The organism is Streptomyces sulphureus DSM 40104, from assembly GCF_000381025.1.
GTDB classification, from domain to species: Bacteria; Actinomycetota; Actinomycetes; order Streptomycetales; family Streptomycetaceae; genus Streptomyces; species Streptomyces sulphureus.
In genome coordinates this window covers 35,388-50,924 of record NZ_KB905813.1, presented here as the reverse complement: position 1 = coordinate 50,924, position 15,537 = coordinate 35,388, and the positions used below count along the sequence as shown (strand labels likewise).

The window sequence follows — 15,537 nt, the reverse complement described above, 5'->3', positions numbered from 1 at the left end:
ACAGCGGCCGGACGGTCGCGCCCGTGCAGCGCAGGCACTCAGCGCAGCGGGAAAGCTGCCCCAGAGACAAGAGGAGCCCCATGAAGATCGGGATCGTCGGAGCCACCGGCCAGGTAGGCGGCGTGATGCGCGAGGTGCTGGCGGAGCGGGGGTTCCCGGTCGAAGAGCTGCGCCTGTTCGCCTCGGCGCGCTCCGCGGGCCGGAAGCTGCCGTGGGGAGGCGCCGAGGTGACCGTCGAGGACGCCACCGCCGCCGACTACTCCGGGCTCGACATCGTCCTCTTCTCCGCGGGTGGTGCCACTTCCAAGGCGCTCGCGGAGAAGGTCGCCCGGCAGGGCCCCGTCGTCATCGACAACTCCTCGGCCTGGCGGATGGACCCGGAGGTCCCGCTCGTCGTCTCGGAGGTGAACCCGGACGCGGCCAGGCGCCGGCCCAAGGGCATCATCGCCAACCCGAACTGCACCACCATGGCCGCGATGCCGGTCCTCCGCCCGCTCCACGACGAGGCCGGGCTCGCCTCGCTCGTCGTCGCGACCTACCAGGCGGTCTCCGGCAGCGGGCTCGCCGGCGTGGCCGAACTCGACGGGCAGACCCGCAAGGCGGTCGAAGGCGATGCGGCCCACCTCACCTTCGACGGCGACGCGGTCGAGTTCCCCGAGCCGGACAAGTTCAAGCGCCCCATCGCCTTCAACGTCCTGCCGTACGCGGGCTCGCTCGTCGAGGACGGCCTCGGCGAGACGGACGAGGAGCAGAAGCTCCGCAACGAGAGCCGCAAGATCCTCGACATCCCCGAGCTGAAGGTCTCCGGCACCTGCGTCCGCGTCCCGGTCTTCACCGGCCATTCGCTCCAGGTGCACGCCCGCTTCGCCCGGCCGCTCAGCCCCGAGCGCGCCGCCGAACTCCTCGCCGGCGCCCCGGGTGTCGAGCTCTCCGACATCCCGACCCCGCTCCAGGCCGCCGGGAAGGACGCCAGCTACGTCGGCCGCATCCGCAACGACGAGACGGTGGAGAACGGCCTCGCGCTCTTCCTCTCCAACGACAACCTGCGCAAGGGCGCGGCCCTCAACACGGTCCAGATCGCCGAACTCGTCGCCGCGGAGCTCCGCGGCGAGTAAAACGGCAGCAGCGGAGCTCCGCGGCGAGTAAAACGACAGCAGCGGAGCTCCGCGGCGAGCAGGGCAGTGCAGAGCGAGGAACCCCCGGACGGTGTCCGGGGGTTCCTGCGTGGGGGGACTTCGCCGTGCGTCAGCCGATCTCGGCACCGAAGGCGTCGAGCGCCTCGGGCACCGGCTGGAAGAAGGTCTCGCCGCCGGAGGAGCAGTCGCCGCTGCCGCCGGAGGTGAGGCCGAGCGCCTCGTCGCCGGAGAAGAGCGCACCGCCGCTGTCGCCGGGCTCGGCGCAGACGTCGGTGTCGATCAGACCGGAGACGCTGCCCTCCGGGTACTCGACGGTGGCGTCGACGGCGAGCACCTCACCGTCGTGCACCTGCGTGGTGCTGCCGCTGCGGCTCACCGTCTGCCCGACGGTGGCCTCGCCGGCCCCGCTGATCTCCTGGGTGCCGCCGTCGTAGAGGTTGACCTCGCTCGGGTGGTCGGTGTCCGAGGTGTACATCGCCAGGCCGTAGTCGTCGCCCGGGAAGGAGCCGTCCTCGGTCGAGGCGATCTCGCTGCCGTCCTGCGAGTCCGACCAGCTGGAGACGGCCTCGGTGCAGTGGCCCGCGGTGAGGAAGCCCGGCTCGCCGTCGACGGTCACGTTGAAGCCGAGGGAGCAGCGGGAGCCCGAGCCCCAGATGGCGTCGCCGCCGGCGATGCGGGTGGTGAACTTGCCGGCGGAGCGCTTCAGCTCGACCTTGTCGCCCTGCGCCGCGGCCTGCTTCTTGAGCTTCGCGAGGTCGGCGCCCTTGACGGTGCTGTCGGCGGTGACGACGACCTTGTTGGTCTTCGGGTCGATGGACCGCGAGGTGCCTACGGTGCGGTTCTCACCGCCGAAGGTGTCCTTCACCTTGTCGAGCTTGGCGAGGCTGTGCTCCACGACCTTCGCCTTGGCGCCGGCCGCCTCGACCTTCTCCTTGGCGGCGTCGTTGACGACGTTCACCACGAGCTTCTTGGCGCTCGCGTCGTAGTAGGAGCCTGCTTCGCCCTTCACCGAGGAGCTCAGCTTCGTCGCCAGCTCGGAGGCCGAGGTGGCGGAGAGGCTCTTGGCGGAGGGGGACTCCTCGGACGCGTTGGCGCTGGTGATGGTGAGCGTGCCGGCAGCCAGCGCTGCCACACTCGCGCCGACGAGGGCGATCCGGCGCTTGGATATTCGACGATGTGTCAACTCATTACCTCCAGTGGGGGGTTGGGCTCGCCCGATCGCCAGGCGGCCCCGGAGGAAGTACGGACACGACGTGGCTTCCACGAAAGGAAAGTCGCGTCCATGCCAACTCTGAACGGAGAGTATTACGAGAACGCCGGGCCGCACACAAGTAGCGGATCTCGTCAGTCCACAACAGGAACAGCCGACTTGGGGTCCCCACCGCGGCGAACTCTACACATCGGTAGTCGCGCACGTTCCGGCTGGTCGAACGGAACGCCGTGCACCGCGGGCGACGCCGTGACCACTGCTTGAAAGGACTACACCTGTCTCGTAATCGCCCCCACCCGGCCGGAAGCCGCCGCCCCGGACGCACACTCCGCGTCGTACCTGCGTGAAGTCTGCTTTCCCGCGAACGTACCGCTTTCGAGGGGAAGTTCCGATACGCCCGGAGGTCGCCCGGAAGCACCCCGGTTCTCCGGTGAATCCCTGTCACTCGGATGTCCGCGCCCGCGCCCCGTACGGACCCGCGCACCCCCACGAGTTCGAAGAGCCCCTTCCCGGCCCGCAGTACGGCCTCCGCACCGCCCGTCCCAGGCGCCACAGCGCTTGCTGACGCCGGATCACACCGGGCGGCGAGGTGCCGTCACGCGGGGGATTCACGCCGGGCCTGTGCACCAGTACCGTCACGAATCCCATCTGAGACGGGTATCCGCTTGGCGCACCATCAGCATCATGGACGACCATGGGGGTTGCGGAACCCACGGCGGCACCGCCGAGGGACACGGAGGGACCGCACGAAGGAGAGGAGGCGCCCATGGGATCGGTGCGCAAGGCCAGTGCCTGGCTCGGGCTCGTCGACGACAGCGAGATGCGCTACTACGACGACGACTACGCCGAGGGGCCGGAGCCGGGAGACGCCGCCAGAGAGTCGTGGGTCACCGACCCCCGGGTCAGGGTGACGGCGGAGACGGCGCAGGATCAGGGCACCAGAATCGCCACCGTCACGCCCGAGGGTTTCAGCGACGCCCGCGGCATCGGGGAACTGTTCCGCGACGGCATCCCCGTCATCGTCAACCTCACGACCATGGAGCCGGCCGACGCCAAGCGCGTCGTCGACTTCTGCGCCGGACTCATCTTCGGCCTGCGCGGTTCGATCGAACGGGTCGCCACCCGGGTCTTCCTGCTCACCCCGCCCGACTACAAGATCGTCAACCGCACCGACCGCGGTGCCGAAGGCGGCTTCTTCAACCAGAGCTGACGGCCCGTACGCCGGTGGCCTGCAACGGGCCTGCCGGCGTACGGACCGGTCCGGCACGGGTCGCCCGGCTCGGCGGAGGCGTCGACACCGGTGAGCGCCCCTTGTCCGTCACCACCGACTCGAGGTCGGTCGCGTGGCGCATCGCCCGGGGCGAAACCCCGTTGGCGTTCAGGCGCGTGCGCGCCGCCCCGCTCGTCTCCCGTACGGCGTCGACCTCGCCGCAAGCCTGCGTCCGTGCGGCTCCCGAGGAGCGCGACGGCCGTTTCGGGCAGCTTCACCTGAGTCGGCCGAAAACGGCGACCGGCCGCCCGAACTGCTGGCAGAGTCTCCGTACTCCGAGGCCACGTCGAGCGGACGGGAAAGTGCGCGACCGGCCGCCGTCGCGCAGACGCTACGGCCGGCCCTGCCGGCCCGACGAGCCGTCGCTCCCGTCACCGGACCCGAGCGGCTGCCCCTCGGCCGAGCGCGGGAGTCGGAGCGCCGCGACGGCGCCGAGGAGCAGCAGCCCCGCGCTGACGTAGAGCGCCAGGTGCAGCCCGCTGACGAACGACTCCTGGGCTGCGGCCCGCAGTGACTCGCCCGCGCTGCCGCCGAGCTGGGCCGCGACCTTGAGCGCCTCGCCCAGCGAGTGCCCGGCGGCGTCGCTCGCCTGCGCGGGCACACCGGGGACGTCCCGTACCCCCGGCCCGTAGGCGGCGTTCATCACGCTGCCGAGGAGTGCGATGCCGACGCCGGCGCCGAGTTGGTAGGCGGTCTCGCCGATCGCGGCCGCACCGCCCGACTGCTCCGGCGGCGTCTCGCTGAGCATCGACTCGTAGCAGCCGAAGAGCGTCGTCTCCAGGCCGAAGCCGAGCAGCACGAAGCCGCATCCGAGGAGCACGGGGCGCTCGTCCTGCCCCACCCCCGTGAGCGCGAGCACCGCGGCCGCCGTGAGCAGGAAGCCGAGCGAGACCATGAGCCGGGGGCCGAGCAGGTGCAGCAGCCGGGAGCCGAGGACGCCGGCGACGATCGCCGCCACGGAGAGCGGCAGCAGGCGCAGACCCGTCTCCAACGGGGAGAGCCCGAGAACGAGTTGGAGGTACTGCGCGGCGACGAGCGCCAGCCCCACGAGGGCCAGCACCGTCAGCACGATGCAGCCGACGGAGGTGCCGAAAGCCGCACGCGAGACCGTCCGGAAGTCGACGAGCGGGTACCTGCGACGGCGCTGCCTGCGCACGAAGGCCACGAGAAGGACCACCCCGACGACGAGCGGGAGCAGCGCCTCGACGGAGAGCACCTCGCCGCTCCCGGCCCGCTTCACGCCGAAGATGGCGCCGCAGAGCCCGACCGCGGCGAGCACGGCACCGAGAACGTCCCACGGCCCCTTGTCCTCGCTCACCGACTCCGGCAGCAGCCACCGCGCGAGCGGCAGTATCAGCGCCATCAGCGGGATGTTGACGAGGAAGACGGAACCCCACCAGAAGTGCTCAAGCAGCACGCCCCCGACGAGCGGCCCGACGGCGGCGCCGACCGCGGCCACCGCGCTCCACATCCCGACGGCGAAGGCGCGTTCCCTGCGGTCGGGAAAGACGACGCGAAGTATGGAGAGGGTCGCCGGCATGATCATGGCCCCGCCGACGCCGAGGAGCGCCCGAGCGGCGATGAGCACCGCGGGACCGGGCGCGTAGGCGGCTATCGCCGACGCGAGCGCGAAGAGCGCGTAGCCGATGAGCAGGACGCGCCGGCGCCCCACGCGGTCCCCGAGCGTTCCGAAGAGGATCAGCAGCGAGGCGCAGACGAGCGGGTACGCGTCGACGATCCACAGCAGCGCGATCGGCCCGGGGCGCAGGTCCTCGGAGACGGCGGGGACGGCGACGTGGAGCACGGTGGCATCGAGGGCGACCAGCAGCAGGCTGGTGCAGAGGACCGCCAGGACAAGCCAGCGGTTCGCGCCCGACGCGGAAGTCGCCGTGCGCTGACCGGAGTTTCCGTCCACGCGCCTGCCGGACTCGTGCACGGGGACGTCCGCCGTCTCCCCCGAGCCGGTCGTGGTCGTCCCTGCCATGTACCGCACCTCCTCATGCGCTCGCCGTACACACCGGGGGATAGCCGGTCGGAGTCGTACCGACCGGCCGGTGGAGGGGGCGAGTGGCGTCAGCGTACGCGAGTCCTCCGACGGTCGACGCAGGGCGTCTCGCCTGCGAGACCGAGCGCACGGAGACGCCCGCGCGCCCTCTGCGTCCTGCCGTGCACCTGCACGCGGCCTCCACACCTTGTCGCCCCATTCACCGCGCCGCAGGGGGAATTCACCGTTAAGCGGCGGTGAACACAATTCGGCGCCGCGGCGCGCGGACTTCGGCCGCCTGCATCCGAAATGCCGACCCTAAAACGCGGATAACCTGCGGGAATTTGCAACGGAAAGGAGTGTGAGGAGGCCCATCCACATCACATCGTCATCACAGATCGGGTCGTGCGTCGGTTCCCCTCTCTCACGCGTTGTACCGTCGATTGGGTGCGTACCGACCGAATCCTCGCCAGGCTTGAGCAGGAGCCTGAGCGACCGAGCAACCTGGCGATGCCGCGCATGAGCCGCACTCGCAAGGTGCTGCTCGGCTGCATGCTGCTGCTGTACGGCGCCATCGTCTACGCCGTACTGAAGGGGACGGACCTCGTCCGCCTCGACTGGCAGGTGATGCTCTTCCGGCCGTACAGGCAGTGGCCGGAACTCCACGCGCTGCTCGACTACTTCGTCGTCCTCGGCCAGCGCGGCCCGACGGCCGTCCTCGTCATGGCCTGGCTGGGGTGGCGCTCCTGGCGGCAACGGACCCTGCGTCCCCTCCTCGTCCTCGCGAGCTCGCTCCTGCTGCTCAACGTCACCGTGGGGGCCGTCAAGATCGGCCTGGGCCGACTCGGCCCGCACTACGCGACGACCGTGGGCTCGACCGAGCTCTTCGCCGGCGGCGATATATTTCCTTCGGGCCACACGGCCAACGCTGTTGTCACCTGGGGCATCCTCGCCTACCTCGCCACGACGCCGCGGGCGCGGCGCGTACTGTCGGTGACCGCGGCGGTGGCGGCGCTAGGGGTCGGGGCCACGACCGTCTACCTCGGCACCCACTGGCTCAGCGACGTCCTCCTCGGCTGGGCCGCCGGCCTCCTGATCCTGCTCGCGCTGCCCTGGTGCGAGCCGGCGATCGCCCGGGCCGAAGCCTTCCTGCTGTCGCTCCGTGCACGCTTCCGGACCGCCGGGTCAGGGCTGACACCGACGCCGGCCGGCACGGGCCGGCCGCTCGGCGGCAGCGTCCCCACCCAGGACCCGGCCGGCGCCCTGGCGCAGCGGAAGGAGGCGGAGGCCGAGGGCGAGACGGTGCCGGCCGCGCCTCCGCACCGCCAGGGTCCGCACCAGGGCCGCCAGGAGCGCGCGCTGCGCACCGCCCGCCTCGACGCCGGCGGCGGCTGACCGCGGAGGGAAACGGCAGGAGGGGGCCCCGCTCGGCGAGCGGGGCCCCCTCCTGCGTGGTCGCCTCAGCCCTTCCAGCAGCGCACGACCGTGCCCTCCCTGACGGTGAGGTTGAGCCGTCCCGCCAGGTACTCCATGGTGATGATCGCGTCGGGCGCGAGCGTGCGTACGGTCGTCCAGCCGCGCTCGGCCGCGCGGCGCTCGGCGGCCTCGGCCGAGAGGCCGACGTAGCTGTCGGGCTCGTCTGCGGCGGGCTCGCCCGCCGTGTGTTCCGGTGCCATGACGCCACCGTAGGCGCTGGTCGGCACGGCGAGGAAGGGCGCCGTCCGGCGCCCCGGCGTCACGCTTCCGTCACAGCGGGAACCCGTGCCCGAACGCGCTTTCCGGGAGTCGCGCTTTACCGTCGGCCGGCCCGAAACCGGCGGCGTGCACCCGTTGCCCGCCTCTTCGATAACGTGCGCCACGGCCGCACCGAATTCGCAGGAAGATGTGATTTCCGGCTCGTCCGAGGGAGCGGGAAAGCGACATGGATCACGGTCCTCGAGGCGGCGTGCGCCACCTCGTCCTGCGCCGGTCGGAATTACGGAGAAAGAGAAATCGGACCGCTGCGCGCCGCACACGGGATTCGTCTCACCTCTCACTCGAACCGGCGGCGCGGGACCTAACCCCCGTCGATGCGGGGCCTGTTGGGTCCTTCGGGCGCGCATCACTCAGGGCTCAGGACGCACTCGGAGGTCCCCCGAAACCGTGAAGTACGGAACCACAGGCCCCACTTCGGGGACAGCGAGCTGCCCTGCGCCCCGGCTCTTGTCGGCGACGTCGTCGAGGATGCGGGCGAGGCGGACCGGCTCGGCCGACTCGTCAGGACGGAGCCAGAGCTGCCGGTCACCGCCGGAGGCGGCCAACTCCTCGCAGGAGAGCGCACCGGCAAAGCCGTAGGACTCACCGTCCGCGGAGTCCACCGGCGCCACCGGCGCCCGCACCGCCTTCCCCCGGCCCGCTCGTACATCCTCTTCCCGGTCCGCTCCACGCGCCTCCAACCGCGCACCAGGGCCCAGCCCGGCCCCGTGGAGGCGCCCGGCGAGCACCAGTTCCCCCGACTCCAGGCGGACGTCCTCGACCTCGGCGTGCGGCCAGCGCAGCCACGCGCGGATGCGCAGGAGCCCGCCCGAGCCGGCGTACGGGATGCGCACCCCGAGCCAGGTGCGGTCGGCCCGCGGGACCCGGCCGACGAGCGAGCGCAGGTCGAGCTCGCCGCAGAGGGGGCGGCGGGCCTCGCCCTCGGTGAGGCTGAGGTGGACGTCCCAGTCCCCCTCGGACAGCGGCATGGTGCTCGGCAGCGCAGCACGCAGCGTCTCGCCCGCGTCCTCGGACTCGACGGGGCTCAGCGGCAGCCGTACCGTCTCGGTGCCGTCGGCCTCCGCCGTGCGCAGGCGCAGCAGGAGCGCGGGCGCAGCGGTGGCGGGGAGTTCGCGGGGAAGGTGGACGTCGAGCGTGAGCCCGCCCGCGCTGTCCGCCGTGCACTCCACCCGCCGGACGGCCGACGCGCGGGGCCCCGGCGCACCCGGCACCTTCGGCGCGTGCGAAGGTGCTCCCTTCGCGCGCGTCACCGGAGCTCCCCGGGGCGTACGGCGCCTCTGCGGCCGTCGAGCGATTCGCGCATGGCTCCAGGTCCCACGATCCGTGCGGTGGGGGTCGCCCAACCGCCTGACGCCCTGCTAGACGGACGAACGGGCCCGAGGGTTGGGCTCGTTGGCCGTCGTCTATCCACTTGTACTGGAATTGTTCGGACATTGTGCCTCAGCCAGGGAACTTGTAACGATTGCCGACCGTTACGGATCAGATCCTCCTGTGGCAACCCGCCTTGCGCAGACGCCCGTTCTGCCTGGTCCAGCACGTACTCATCCCTCCCCTTGCCTGCCCGCGGCGGAGTGCACACCGGCCGCGGAGCACCGCTCTCGGATGATCCGTTCCCACGGACGCGTGACCGGTCCCACCGGTCGCCCGTTGTCCAGACGACAAGGAACCGGAAGCCAGGAGCCCTCGTGTCCCCCATGCTCGATGTCAGCGACGCCGTACGCGCCGAGATCGGCGAAGCCGAAGCCGCTCGTCTGCTCGCCGGCGAGAACGCCCCCGGCAGCTACGACTGCACCTCCTGCCGGGGTCCTGGCGACCCGAACCGGGAGCCCACCAGCACGGTGCTGTTCGTGGGCGAGGAGACCGCGGTCCTCGCGTTCGCCCACGCCAGTTGCATCCCCTCGCAGGTCGTCACCGTCTCCGAGGAGCAGCTCCAGGGCGCCGTCCGCACCATCACGGGCGACCAGGAGCAGCAGGGTGCCGCGGTCCCCGCGCAGCCCCAACAGCCTCCGCAGCCGCAGCCGTCGGGCCAGGAAGCGCAGGAGTGGCAGGGCACCCCGGAGGGTCCGCGGATCTCGCCGCAGGCACGGCAGGCGGTCCTGGGGGTCACCTGCGGGCAGGTCCTGCTCGACGACGCGCTCCACCCCGCCATCGTCGTGGAGCCCACGGGTCCCATCTCCCGGCCCGGCTCCGACAGCCCGGGCGACGACTTCCTCCCGCTCCTCATCGAGCAGGGGTTCCTCCCCGTCACCGACGTCGCCACGCTCCCCTCTCCCATCAGGGGTTGGTCGGTACTGCTCGCGATGGGCGAACTCCACGCCATTCTCCAGCCCTCGCACGACGGCGGGGACCAGTCCGTCGCGTGGTGGCAGGCGCACCGGCCGCTTCCGGTCACCGACGGGTGGCGGAGTGCGGCGGCAGGCGGCCGCAGCGTCGTCGTCTACGCGGCGCCCGTGGGATCGATCGGCCAGCAGCCGCGCGAGGACCTGCTGCGGGAGGCGTTGGAGAAGGCGGCGGCCGGCGGGCTGCTCGTCGCGGGGCTGATGCCGCTCGCCGGCACGTGAGCCGGCGGCCGCTCGCGGCGGCCCCGGCCGGTCCGGTGCCCGAAGGCGCAAGCGGCGTCCACCATTCGGCCCCGCATCCGCAGCACACCCCCGGTCGTTTGCGTTGACGTGCAGCCTTATGAACCGTCCCGCAGCCACCGCTCCCACGACGGCAGGAGCCCCATCCCCGGGATGCGCGCCGCCTACGGCGCGCTCCGTCGCCCCTCGCAGACACCGATCTACGACGCGCTCTACGCGGAGTGGCGCATGCTCTTCCGCGCCCTCCCCGGCGACCGCACAGGCGAGGAGAACCTCCGCTTCAAGGGGTTCGGAACGGTCAGGGGTACGGGGACGGGCACCTGGGGCGGCGAGTGGTACCAGTGCGGCGGCCCGCTGCCGTCGCTGCCGCCCGCTGCTTCGGACCGGGACTACTAAAGTCCCGGTCCGACAAGGGGAATTCCGCACGCACCCGGGCAACGGGGGCCGCCCCGCGACTACTTCTTCCGGCCCCGCTTCTCGCGCACCCGCACGGAGAGCTGGATCGGCGAGCCCTCGAACCCGAACTCCTCGCGGAGCCTCCGCTCGACGAAGCGCCGGTACCCGGCCTCCAGGAAGCCGGAGGCGAAGAGGACGAACCGGGGCGGCTTCGTCCCCGCCTGGGTGCCGAAGAGGATGCGGGGCTGCTTGCCGCCGCGCACCGGGTGCGGATGGGAGGCGACGAGTTCGCCGAGGAAGGAGTTGAGCTTGCCGGTCGGCACGCGGGACTCCCAGCCGGCGAGCGCGGTGTCGATCGCCGGGACGAGCTTCTCCGTGTGCCGGCCCGTACGGGCCGAGACGTTGACACGAGGGGCCCAGCGCACCTGCCCGAGGTCCTTCTCGATCTCCCGCTCCAGGTAGAAGCGCCGCTCGTCGTCGAGCGTGTCCCACTTGTTGAACGCCAGCACCAGGGCGCGGCCCGACTCGACGGCCATGCTCACGATCCGCAGGTCCTGGGAGCTGATCTCCTCGCTGACGTCGATGAGGACGACGGCGACCTCCGCCTTCTCCAGCGCGGCGGCCGTACGGAGCGACGCGTAGTAGTCGGCTCCCGCCTGGAGGTGGACGCGGCGGCGGATGCCGGCCGTGTCGACGAACTTCCAGGTGCGGCCGCCGAGTTCGACGAGCTCGTCGACCGGGTCGCGGGTGGTGCCCGCGGTCTCGTCGACGACGACGCGCTCCTCGTGGGCGACCTTGTTGAGGAGCGAGGACTTGCCGACGTTGGGGCGTCCGATGAGCGCGATCCGGCGCGGGCCGCCGGGCGCCGTGCCGAAGGTCTGCGCCGGCGCCTCCGGGAGCGCGCGCAGCACCTCGTCGAGCATGTCGCCGGTGCCGCGCCCGTGGAGGGCCGAGACCGGGTGCGGTTCGCCGAGGCCGAGCGACCACAGGTACGCCGCGTCCGCCTCGCCCGAGGGGCCGTCGACCTTGTTGGCGCAGAGCACCACGGGCTTGCCCGCCCTGCGGAGCAGCCGTACCACGGCCTCGTCGGTGTCGGTGGCGCCGACGGTGGCGTCGACGACGAAGACGACGCCGTCGGCCGCTTCCACCGCGTACTCCGCCTGCGCCGCGACGGAGGCGTCGATACCGAGGACGTCCTGCTCCCAGCCGCCGGTGTCGACGACCTTGAAGCGCCGGCCCGACCACTCCGCCTCGTAGGTCACCCGGTCCCTGGTGACGCCCGGCCGGTCCTCGACGACCGCCTCGCGGCGTCCGATGATCCGGTTGACGAGCGTGGACTTGCCCACATTGGGGCGGCCGATGACGGCGAGCACGGGCAGCGGGCCGTGGCCCGCCTCGTCGAGGGCGCCCTCGATCTCCTCCGGGTCGAAGCCCTCCTCCCGGGCGAGCTCCATGAACTCGGCGAACTCGGCGTCGTCGAGCTCACCGTGCTCGGGGGCGCCGTCGCCTGAGACGGTCTGGTCGTTCATGGGTGCGGTCCTCGTCCTGTGGGTGTGCTCGCCCCGGGTGGGCGTTGCTGGGTCGATGCGGGGGCGTCGTACAAGTCTGGCAAATCCCCGCGCGCTACGGGCTAGGGGGTGTAGTCGAATCCGCGTCGTCGCCCGGAGGGCGGCTGGCGGGGATTCGACGACACCCCCTAGCGGCCGGTCTTGGTGAGTGCGTCGGCGAGGTGCTCGGTGAGCCGGCGCTGGATGCGCACGGTCGCCTCGTCGAGCGCGGTGCGGGTGCGGCGGGTGCTGCCGTCCCCGGCGTCGAAGGGGTCGCCGAAGACTATGTCGACGCGGCTGCGGAGCGGCGGGACCGCGGGCGCCAGACGGCTGCTGCGCCCCGCCGTTCCGAGCACCGCCACGGGGACGACCGGGGCGCCCGAGCGGACGGCGAAGTACGCGAGGCCCGAGCGCAGGGAGCTGAAGTCCCCGTCGCCGCGCGTGCCTTCGGGGAAGATGCCGAGCACCTGCCCGTCCGCGAGTATCCGCAGCGCGCTGCTCACCGCGGTCCGGTCGGCGCCCGAGCGGTCGACCGAGAGCTGCCCGATCCCGCGGAGGAACGAGCCGAGCGGGCCGACGAACGCCTCCTTCTTGATCAGGAAGTGCACCGGCCGCGGCGCCGTCCCGAGGAGCAGCGGCCCGTCGACGAAGTGCGAGTGGTTGACGGCGAGGATCGCGGGCCCCTGCGCCGGCAGCCGCCATGCCCCGAGCACCCGGGGCCTGTAGAGCGAGCGCATGAGGCCGATGCCGATCGACCGTCCCACGCGCGCACCGCGGTACCCCCCGCCGGGGTGCGGGGAGCTCACCGCGCCGCCTGCTCCGCCCGCGCGCTCCCGGCCTTCTTCGCCGCCTCCTCGACGAGGGTGACGACGCACTCCACGACCTGGTCGAGGCTGAGCTCGGTGGTGTCGACCTCGACGGCGTCCTCGGACTGGCGCAGCGGCGAGGCGGCGCGGCTGGAGTCGGCCTGGTCCCTGCGGGTGAGCGCCTGGCGGGTGGTGGCGAGGTCCTGGGAGCCCTTGAGTTCACCGCTGCGGCGCGCAGCGCGGGCCTCGGACGAGGCGGTGAGGAAGACCTTGAGGTCGGCGTCGGGCAGCACCGTGGTGCCGATGTCACGGCCCTCGACGACGATGCCGCCCGCAGCGGCGATCGCACGCTGGAGACCGGTGATCCGCTCGCGCACCTGCGGCACGGCGCTCACCGCGCTCACCGCGGAGGTGACCTCCTGGGTGCGGATCGGCCCGGAGGCGTCCTCGCCGTCCACGGAGATCGAGGGCGCCTTCGGGTCGGTCCCGGAGACGATCTCGGAGCGCCCGCTGGCGGCGGCGACCGCCTCGGCGTCGTCGACGTCGATCCCGTTCCGCAGCATCCACCAGGTGATCGCGCGGTACTGCGCACCGGTGTCCAGGTAGCGGAGTCCGAGCTGCGCCGCGACCGCCTTGGAGGTGCTGGACTTGCCCGTACCCGAGGGACCGTCGATGGCGACGGTGACTCCCGGGACCTCGGGGTCCGGGGACGCGGGGGTCGAAGCTGCAGACACGACGGACGACACCTTTCTCAGACTTCCTGGAACATTCCTGGCACGGTATGGGCGCGGGTGTCAGGACGGCGGGGCGCACAGCCCTCGGGCCACGCGCAAGGCTACCGGTTGCCGCGGCCGGGCAGCGCCCCAGCCTCCGGCCCTCCGGCGTCGTCGAGGGGGTGCTACTGCTGCCGGAGCCCCCAGCCGCGCTCGCGGAGCGCAGCCTCCAGCGGCCGTACCGCGTGCTGCTCGACCATCAACTGGACGTGGCCCGCCTGCTGCCCCGTCGCGTGCTCGATCCGGACGTCCTCGATGTTGACGCCGGCCGCACCCGCGTCCGCGAAGATCCGGGCCAGCTCTCCCGGGCGGTCGCTGATGAGCACCGTGACCGTCTCGTAGCTCGCCGGCGCCTGCCCGTGCTTGCCGGGGACCCGGTCGCGTCCGGCGTTGCCGCGCCGCAGGACGTCGGCGATGCCGGACGCGCCCCCGGCGTGCTCGTCCGCGTCGGCGGCGGTGAGGTTGCGCAGGGCGCGGACGGTCTCGTCGAGGTCGGCGGCGAGCGAGGAGAGGATGTCGGCGACGGGCCCCGGGTTGGCCGAGAGGATGTCGATCCACATCGCCGGGTCCGAGGCGGCGATCCGCGTGACGTCCCTGATCCCGCCGCCGCAGAGGCGGACGGCCGTCTCGTCGGCGTCCTCCAGCCGCGCCGCGACGAGGCTGGAGACGAGCTGCGGGGTGTGCGAGACGAGCGCGACGGCGCGGTCGTGCGCGTCGGCGTCCATCACGACGGGGACCGCGCCGCAGAGCGCGACGAGTTCGAGGGCGAGGTTGAGGACCTCGGTTTCGGTCTCGGCGGTCGGCGTCAGCACCCACGGGCGGCCCTCGAAGAGATCGGGACCGGCCGCGAGCGGTCCCGACTGCTCCCGGCCCGACATCGGATGCGTACCGAGGTACCCGGCGGGGTCACCGCCGAGCGCCGTGAACTCGCGCCGGGGCACGCCCTTGACGCTCGCCACGTCGATGCACCCGCGCGCCGCACCGGTGCGCTGCACCTCCACGACCGTCTCGGCGACCGCCGCCGGGGGCACCGCGACGACGGCGAGGTCGACGGGGCCCTCGGGCGGCTTCTCCGTCCCCGCGCCCAACGAGGCGGCCGTACGCACGCGTTCGGGCGCCTCATCGCTGAGGTGCACCTGCACGCCGCGGGCCGTGAGTGCCAGCGCGGCCGAGGTGCCGATGAGGCCGGTGCCGATGACGAGGGCGGTTCGCATGGCTGGGTGTCCTTGTGCTCGGGGTGCCGCCTGCCGCCGGTGGCGGCGCCGGCTACTGGGCGATGTCGGAGCGCAGAGTGGCAGCGGCGCCGAGGTAGACGTGGCTGATCTCCCGCTTGGCGAGCTCGGTCTCAGTGTGCGCCAGGATACGAACGACCCGGGGCATCGCGCCCTCGACGAGGAGTTCCTGCGCGCAGATCAGCGGGACGTCGACGATCCCCAGCTTCCGCGCCGCGACGGCGGGAAAGTCGCTGTGCAGGTCGGGGGTGGCGGTGAACCAGATGCTGATGAGGTCCTCGGCCGTGAGGCCGTTGCGCGCGAGCACCTCGGTGAGCAGCTCGGAGACCTGCTCCTGCATGTGCTCCGCCTCGTCCCGCTCGAGCTGCACCGCTCCCCTTACGGCCCGTACCGCCACCGTCGCTCCTCACCCTCTCGAACCTCACCGCCCGTCCACGCGGCGGCGGCCCAGGGTAGGTGCGGCACAGCGCGGATGTCCGCGACGCCCGCCCAGTGAGACGGTACAAGGGAGGCATGATCTTCCACGTGGTGCCGCTCGACGACTGGTTGGTCGACCCTGACCGCCCCTTCTCGCCCAAGGGGCTCGGCGAGGACGGCTCCGTGCCCTGCACCCGGGACGAGGAGGCGGCGCTCGCCGCCGCCGACGCCTACTTCGGCGACGTCCCGGGGCCGGTCATGGCGCTCATGATCGACGAGGAGAAGCTCGACGCCAAGGTCCGCTGGGACCCGGGGCCGCGCATCCACGGGCGGATCAACCGCACCGCCGTCGCCGGGATGCTCGAGGTGCAGCGGGACCACGAGGGGCGGGCCGTCTCGCTCGCCCTGTGGTCCTGAGCCGCACCCCGGCAC

At 72.4% G+C, this 15,537-nt stretch carries 15 protein-coding genes; 6 read left to right on the top strand and 9 right to left on the bottom strand.

Annotation, left to right across the window (positions count from 1 at the left end; translation table 11 throughout):
* The first annotated feature begins 80 nt into the window (after positions 1-80).
* Complete coding sequence (locus F603_RS0100215) at positions 81-1,115, top strand: aspartate-semialdehyde dehydrogenase (RefSeq protein ID WP_019544016.1); 1,035 nt, start codon at positions 81-83, stop codon at positions 1,113-1,115.
* A 130-nt stretch (positions 1,116-1,245) separates the two neighbouring features.
* Here F603_RS0100215 and F603_RS0100210 read toward each other — a convergent pair whose 3' ends face one another.
* Positions 1,246-2,319 carry a S1 family peptidase gene (locus tag F603_RS0100210; protein WP_211230996.1) on the bottom strand — a complete coding sequence of 358 codons (1,074 nt, stop codon included), beginning with the start codon at positions 2,317-2,319 and terminating at the stop codon, positions 1,246-1,248.
* A 793-nt stretch (positions 2,320-3,112) separates the two neighbouring features.
* Between F603_RS0100210 and F603_RS0100205 the strand changes: the two genes are divergently transcribed.
* Positions 3,113-3,556, top strand: a complete 444-nt coding sequence (locus F603_RS0100205) for a cell division protein SepF (protein WP_019544014.1) — start codon at positions 3,113-3,115, stop codon at positions 3,554-3,556.
* A 391-nt stretch (positions 3,557-3,947) separates the two neighbouring features.
* On the opposite strand, the gene F603_RS0100200 is transcribed toward F603_RS0100205, so the two are convergent.
* Positions 3,948-5,600, bottom strand: a complete 1,653-nt coding sequence (locus F603_RS0100200; RefSeq protein WP_019544013.1) for an MFS transporter — start codon at positions 5,598-5,600, stop codon at positions 3,948-3,950.
* 447 nt (positions 5,601-6,047) lie between these two features.
* On the opposite strand from F603_RS0100200, the gene F603_RS0100195 reads away from it, so the two are divergent.
* Positions 6,048-6,995 (top strand): phosphatase PAP2 family protein, encoded by a 948-nt coding sequence (locus F603_RS0100195; RefSeq protein ID WP_245600648.1) that lies wholly within the window; start codon positions 6,048-6,050, stop codon positions 6,993-6,995.
* Positions 6,996-7,060: 65 nt separating this feature from the next.
* Here the strand turns inward: F603_RS0100195 and F603_RS0100190 are convergent, their stop codons facing one another.
* Positions 7,061-7,276, bottom strand: coding sequence for an I78 family peptidase inhibitor (locus F603_RS0100190; RefSeq protein ID WP_026328012.1), 216 nt, complete (start codon positions 7,274-7,276; stop codon positions 7,061-7,063).
* A gap of 429 nt (positions 7,277-7,705) precedes the next feature.
* Positions 7,706-8,605 carry a hypothetical protein gene (locus F603_RS0100185; protein WP_019544011.1) on the bottom strand — a complete coding sequence of 300 codons (900 nt, stop codon included), beginning with the start codon at positions 8,603-8,605 and terminating at the stop codon, positions 7,706-7,708.
* 444 nt (positions 8,606-9,049) lie between these two features.
* Between F603_RS0100185 and F603_RS0100180 the strand changes: the two genes are divergently transcribed.
* Positions 9,050-9,916: a hypothetical protein gene (locus tag F603_RS0100180; protein ID WP_019544010.1), complete on the top strand. Its 867-nt coding sequence runs from the start codon at positions 9,050-9,052 to the stop codon at positions 9,914-9,916.
* A gap of 108 nt (positions 9,917-10,024) precedes the next feature.
* The gene (locus F603_RS0100175) at positions 10,025-10,330 is read left to right on the top strand and encodes a hypothetical protein (RefSeq protein WP_245600682.1); all 306 of its coding nucleotides are present in this window, start codon (positions 10,025-10,027) and stop codon (positions 10,328-10,330) included.
* Positions 10,331-10,389: 59 nt separating this feature from the next.
* On the opposite strand, the gene der is transcribed toward F603_RS0100175, so the two are convergent.
* The 5 genes from der to aroH form a co-directional block, all read right to left on the bottom strand.
* A complete protein-coding gene (gene der / locus F603_RS0100170) occupies positions 10,390-11,859 on the bottom strand; it encodes a ribosome biogenesis GTPase Der (protein WP_019544008.1) in 1,470 nt (489 codons plus the stop codon).
* Positions 11,860-12,026: 167 nt separating this feature from the next.
* Entirely contained in the window at positions 12,027-12,752 is a 726-nt protein-coding gene (locus F603_RS0100165; protein ID WP_425426931.1) for a lysophospholipid acyltransferase family protein, read from the bottom strand.
* Positions 12,680-13,417 carry a (d)CMP kinase gene (gene cmk / locus F603_RS0100160; RefSeq protein ID WP_051096092.1) on the bottom strand — a complete coding sequence of 246 codons (738 nt, stop codon included), beginning with the start codon at positions 13,415-13,417 and terminating at the stop codon, positions 12,680-12,682. The genes F603_RS0100165 and cmk overlap by 73 nt, the downstream gene beginning before the upstream one ends.
* Before the next feature lie 164 nt (positions 13,418-13,581).
* On the bottom strand, positions 13,582-14,670 hold the full coding sequence (locus F603_RS0100155; RefSeq protein ID WP_019544005.1) for a prephenate dehydrogenase: 1,089 nt from the start codon (positions 14,668-14,670) through the stop codon (positions 13,582-13,584).
* Between the two features lie 52 nt (positions 14,671-14,722).
* A complete protein-coding gene (gene aroH, locus F603_RS0100150) occupies positions 14,723-15,085 on the bottom strand; it encodes a chorismate mutase (RefSeq protein WP_026328010.1) in 363 nt (120 codons plus the stop codon).
* A gap of 116 nt (positions 15,086-15,201) precedes the next feature.
* Between aroH and F603_RS0100145 the strand changes: the two genes are divergently transcribed.
* On the top strand, positions 15,202-15,522 hold the full coding sequence (locus tag F603_RS0100145) for a DUF952 domain-containing protein (protein WP_019544003.1): 321 nt from the start codon (positions 15,202-15,204) through the stop codon (positions 15,520-15,522).
* Positions 15,523-15,537: the final 15 nt, after the last annotated feature.

Bases quoted from the DNA above. Each gene is read 5' to 3' on its own strand.
- F603_RS0100190 (WP_026328012.1), bottom strand. From the start codon at position 7,276: ATGGCACCGGAACACACGGCGGGCGAGCCCGCCGCAGACGAGCCCGAC.
- F603_RS0100155 (WP_019544005.1), bottom strand. From the start codon at position 14,670: ATGCGAACCGCCCTCGTCATCGGCACCGGCCTCATCGGCACCTCGGCC.
- der (WP_019544008.1), bottom strand. From the start codon at position 11,859: ATGAACGACCAGACCGTCTCAGGCGACGGCGCCCCCGAGCACGGTGAG.
- F603_RS0100200 (WP_019544013.1), bottom strand. From the start codon at position 5,600: ATGGCAGGGACGACCACGACCGGCTCGGGGGAGACGGCGGACGTCCCC.
- F603_RS0100180 (WP_019544010.1), top strand. From the start codon at position 9,050: ATGCTCGATGTCAGCGACGCCGTACGCGCCGAGATCGGCGAAGCCGAA.
- F603_RS0100205 (WP_019544014.1), top strand. From the start codon at position 3,113: ATGGGATCGGTGCGCAAGGCCAGTGCCTGGCTCGGGCTCGTCGACGAC.
- F603_RS0100145 (WP_019544003.1), top strand. From the start codon at position 15,202: ATGATCTTCCACGTGGTGCCGCTCGACGACTGGTTGGTCGACCCTGAC.
- F603_RS0100215 (WP_019544016.1), top strand. From the start codon at position 81: ATGAAGATCGGGATCGTCGGAGCCACCGGCCAGGTAGGCGGCGTGATG.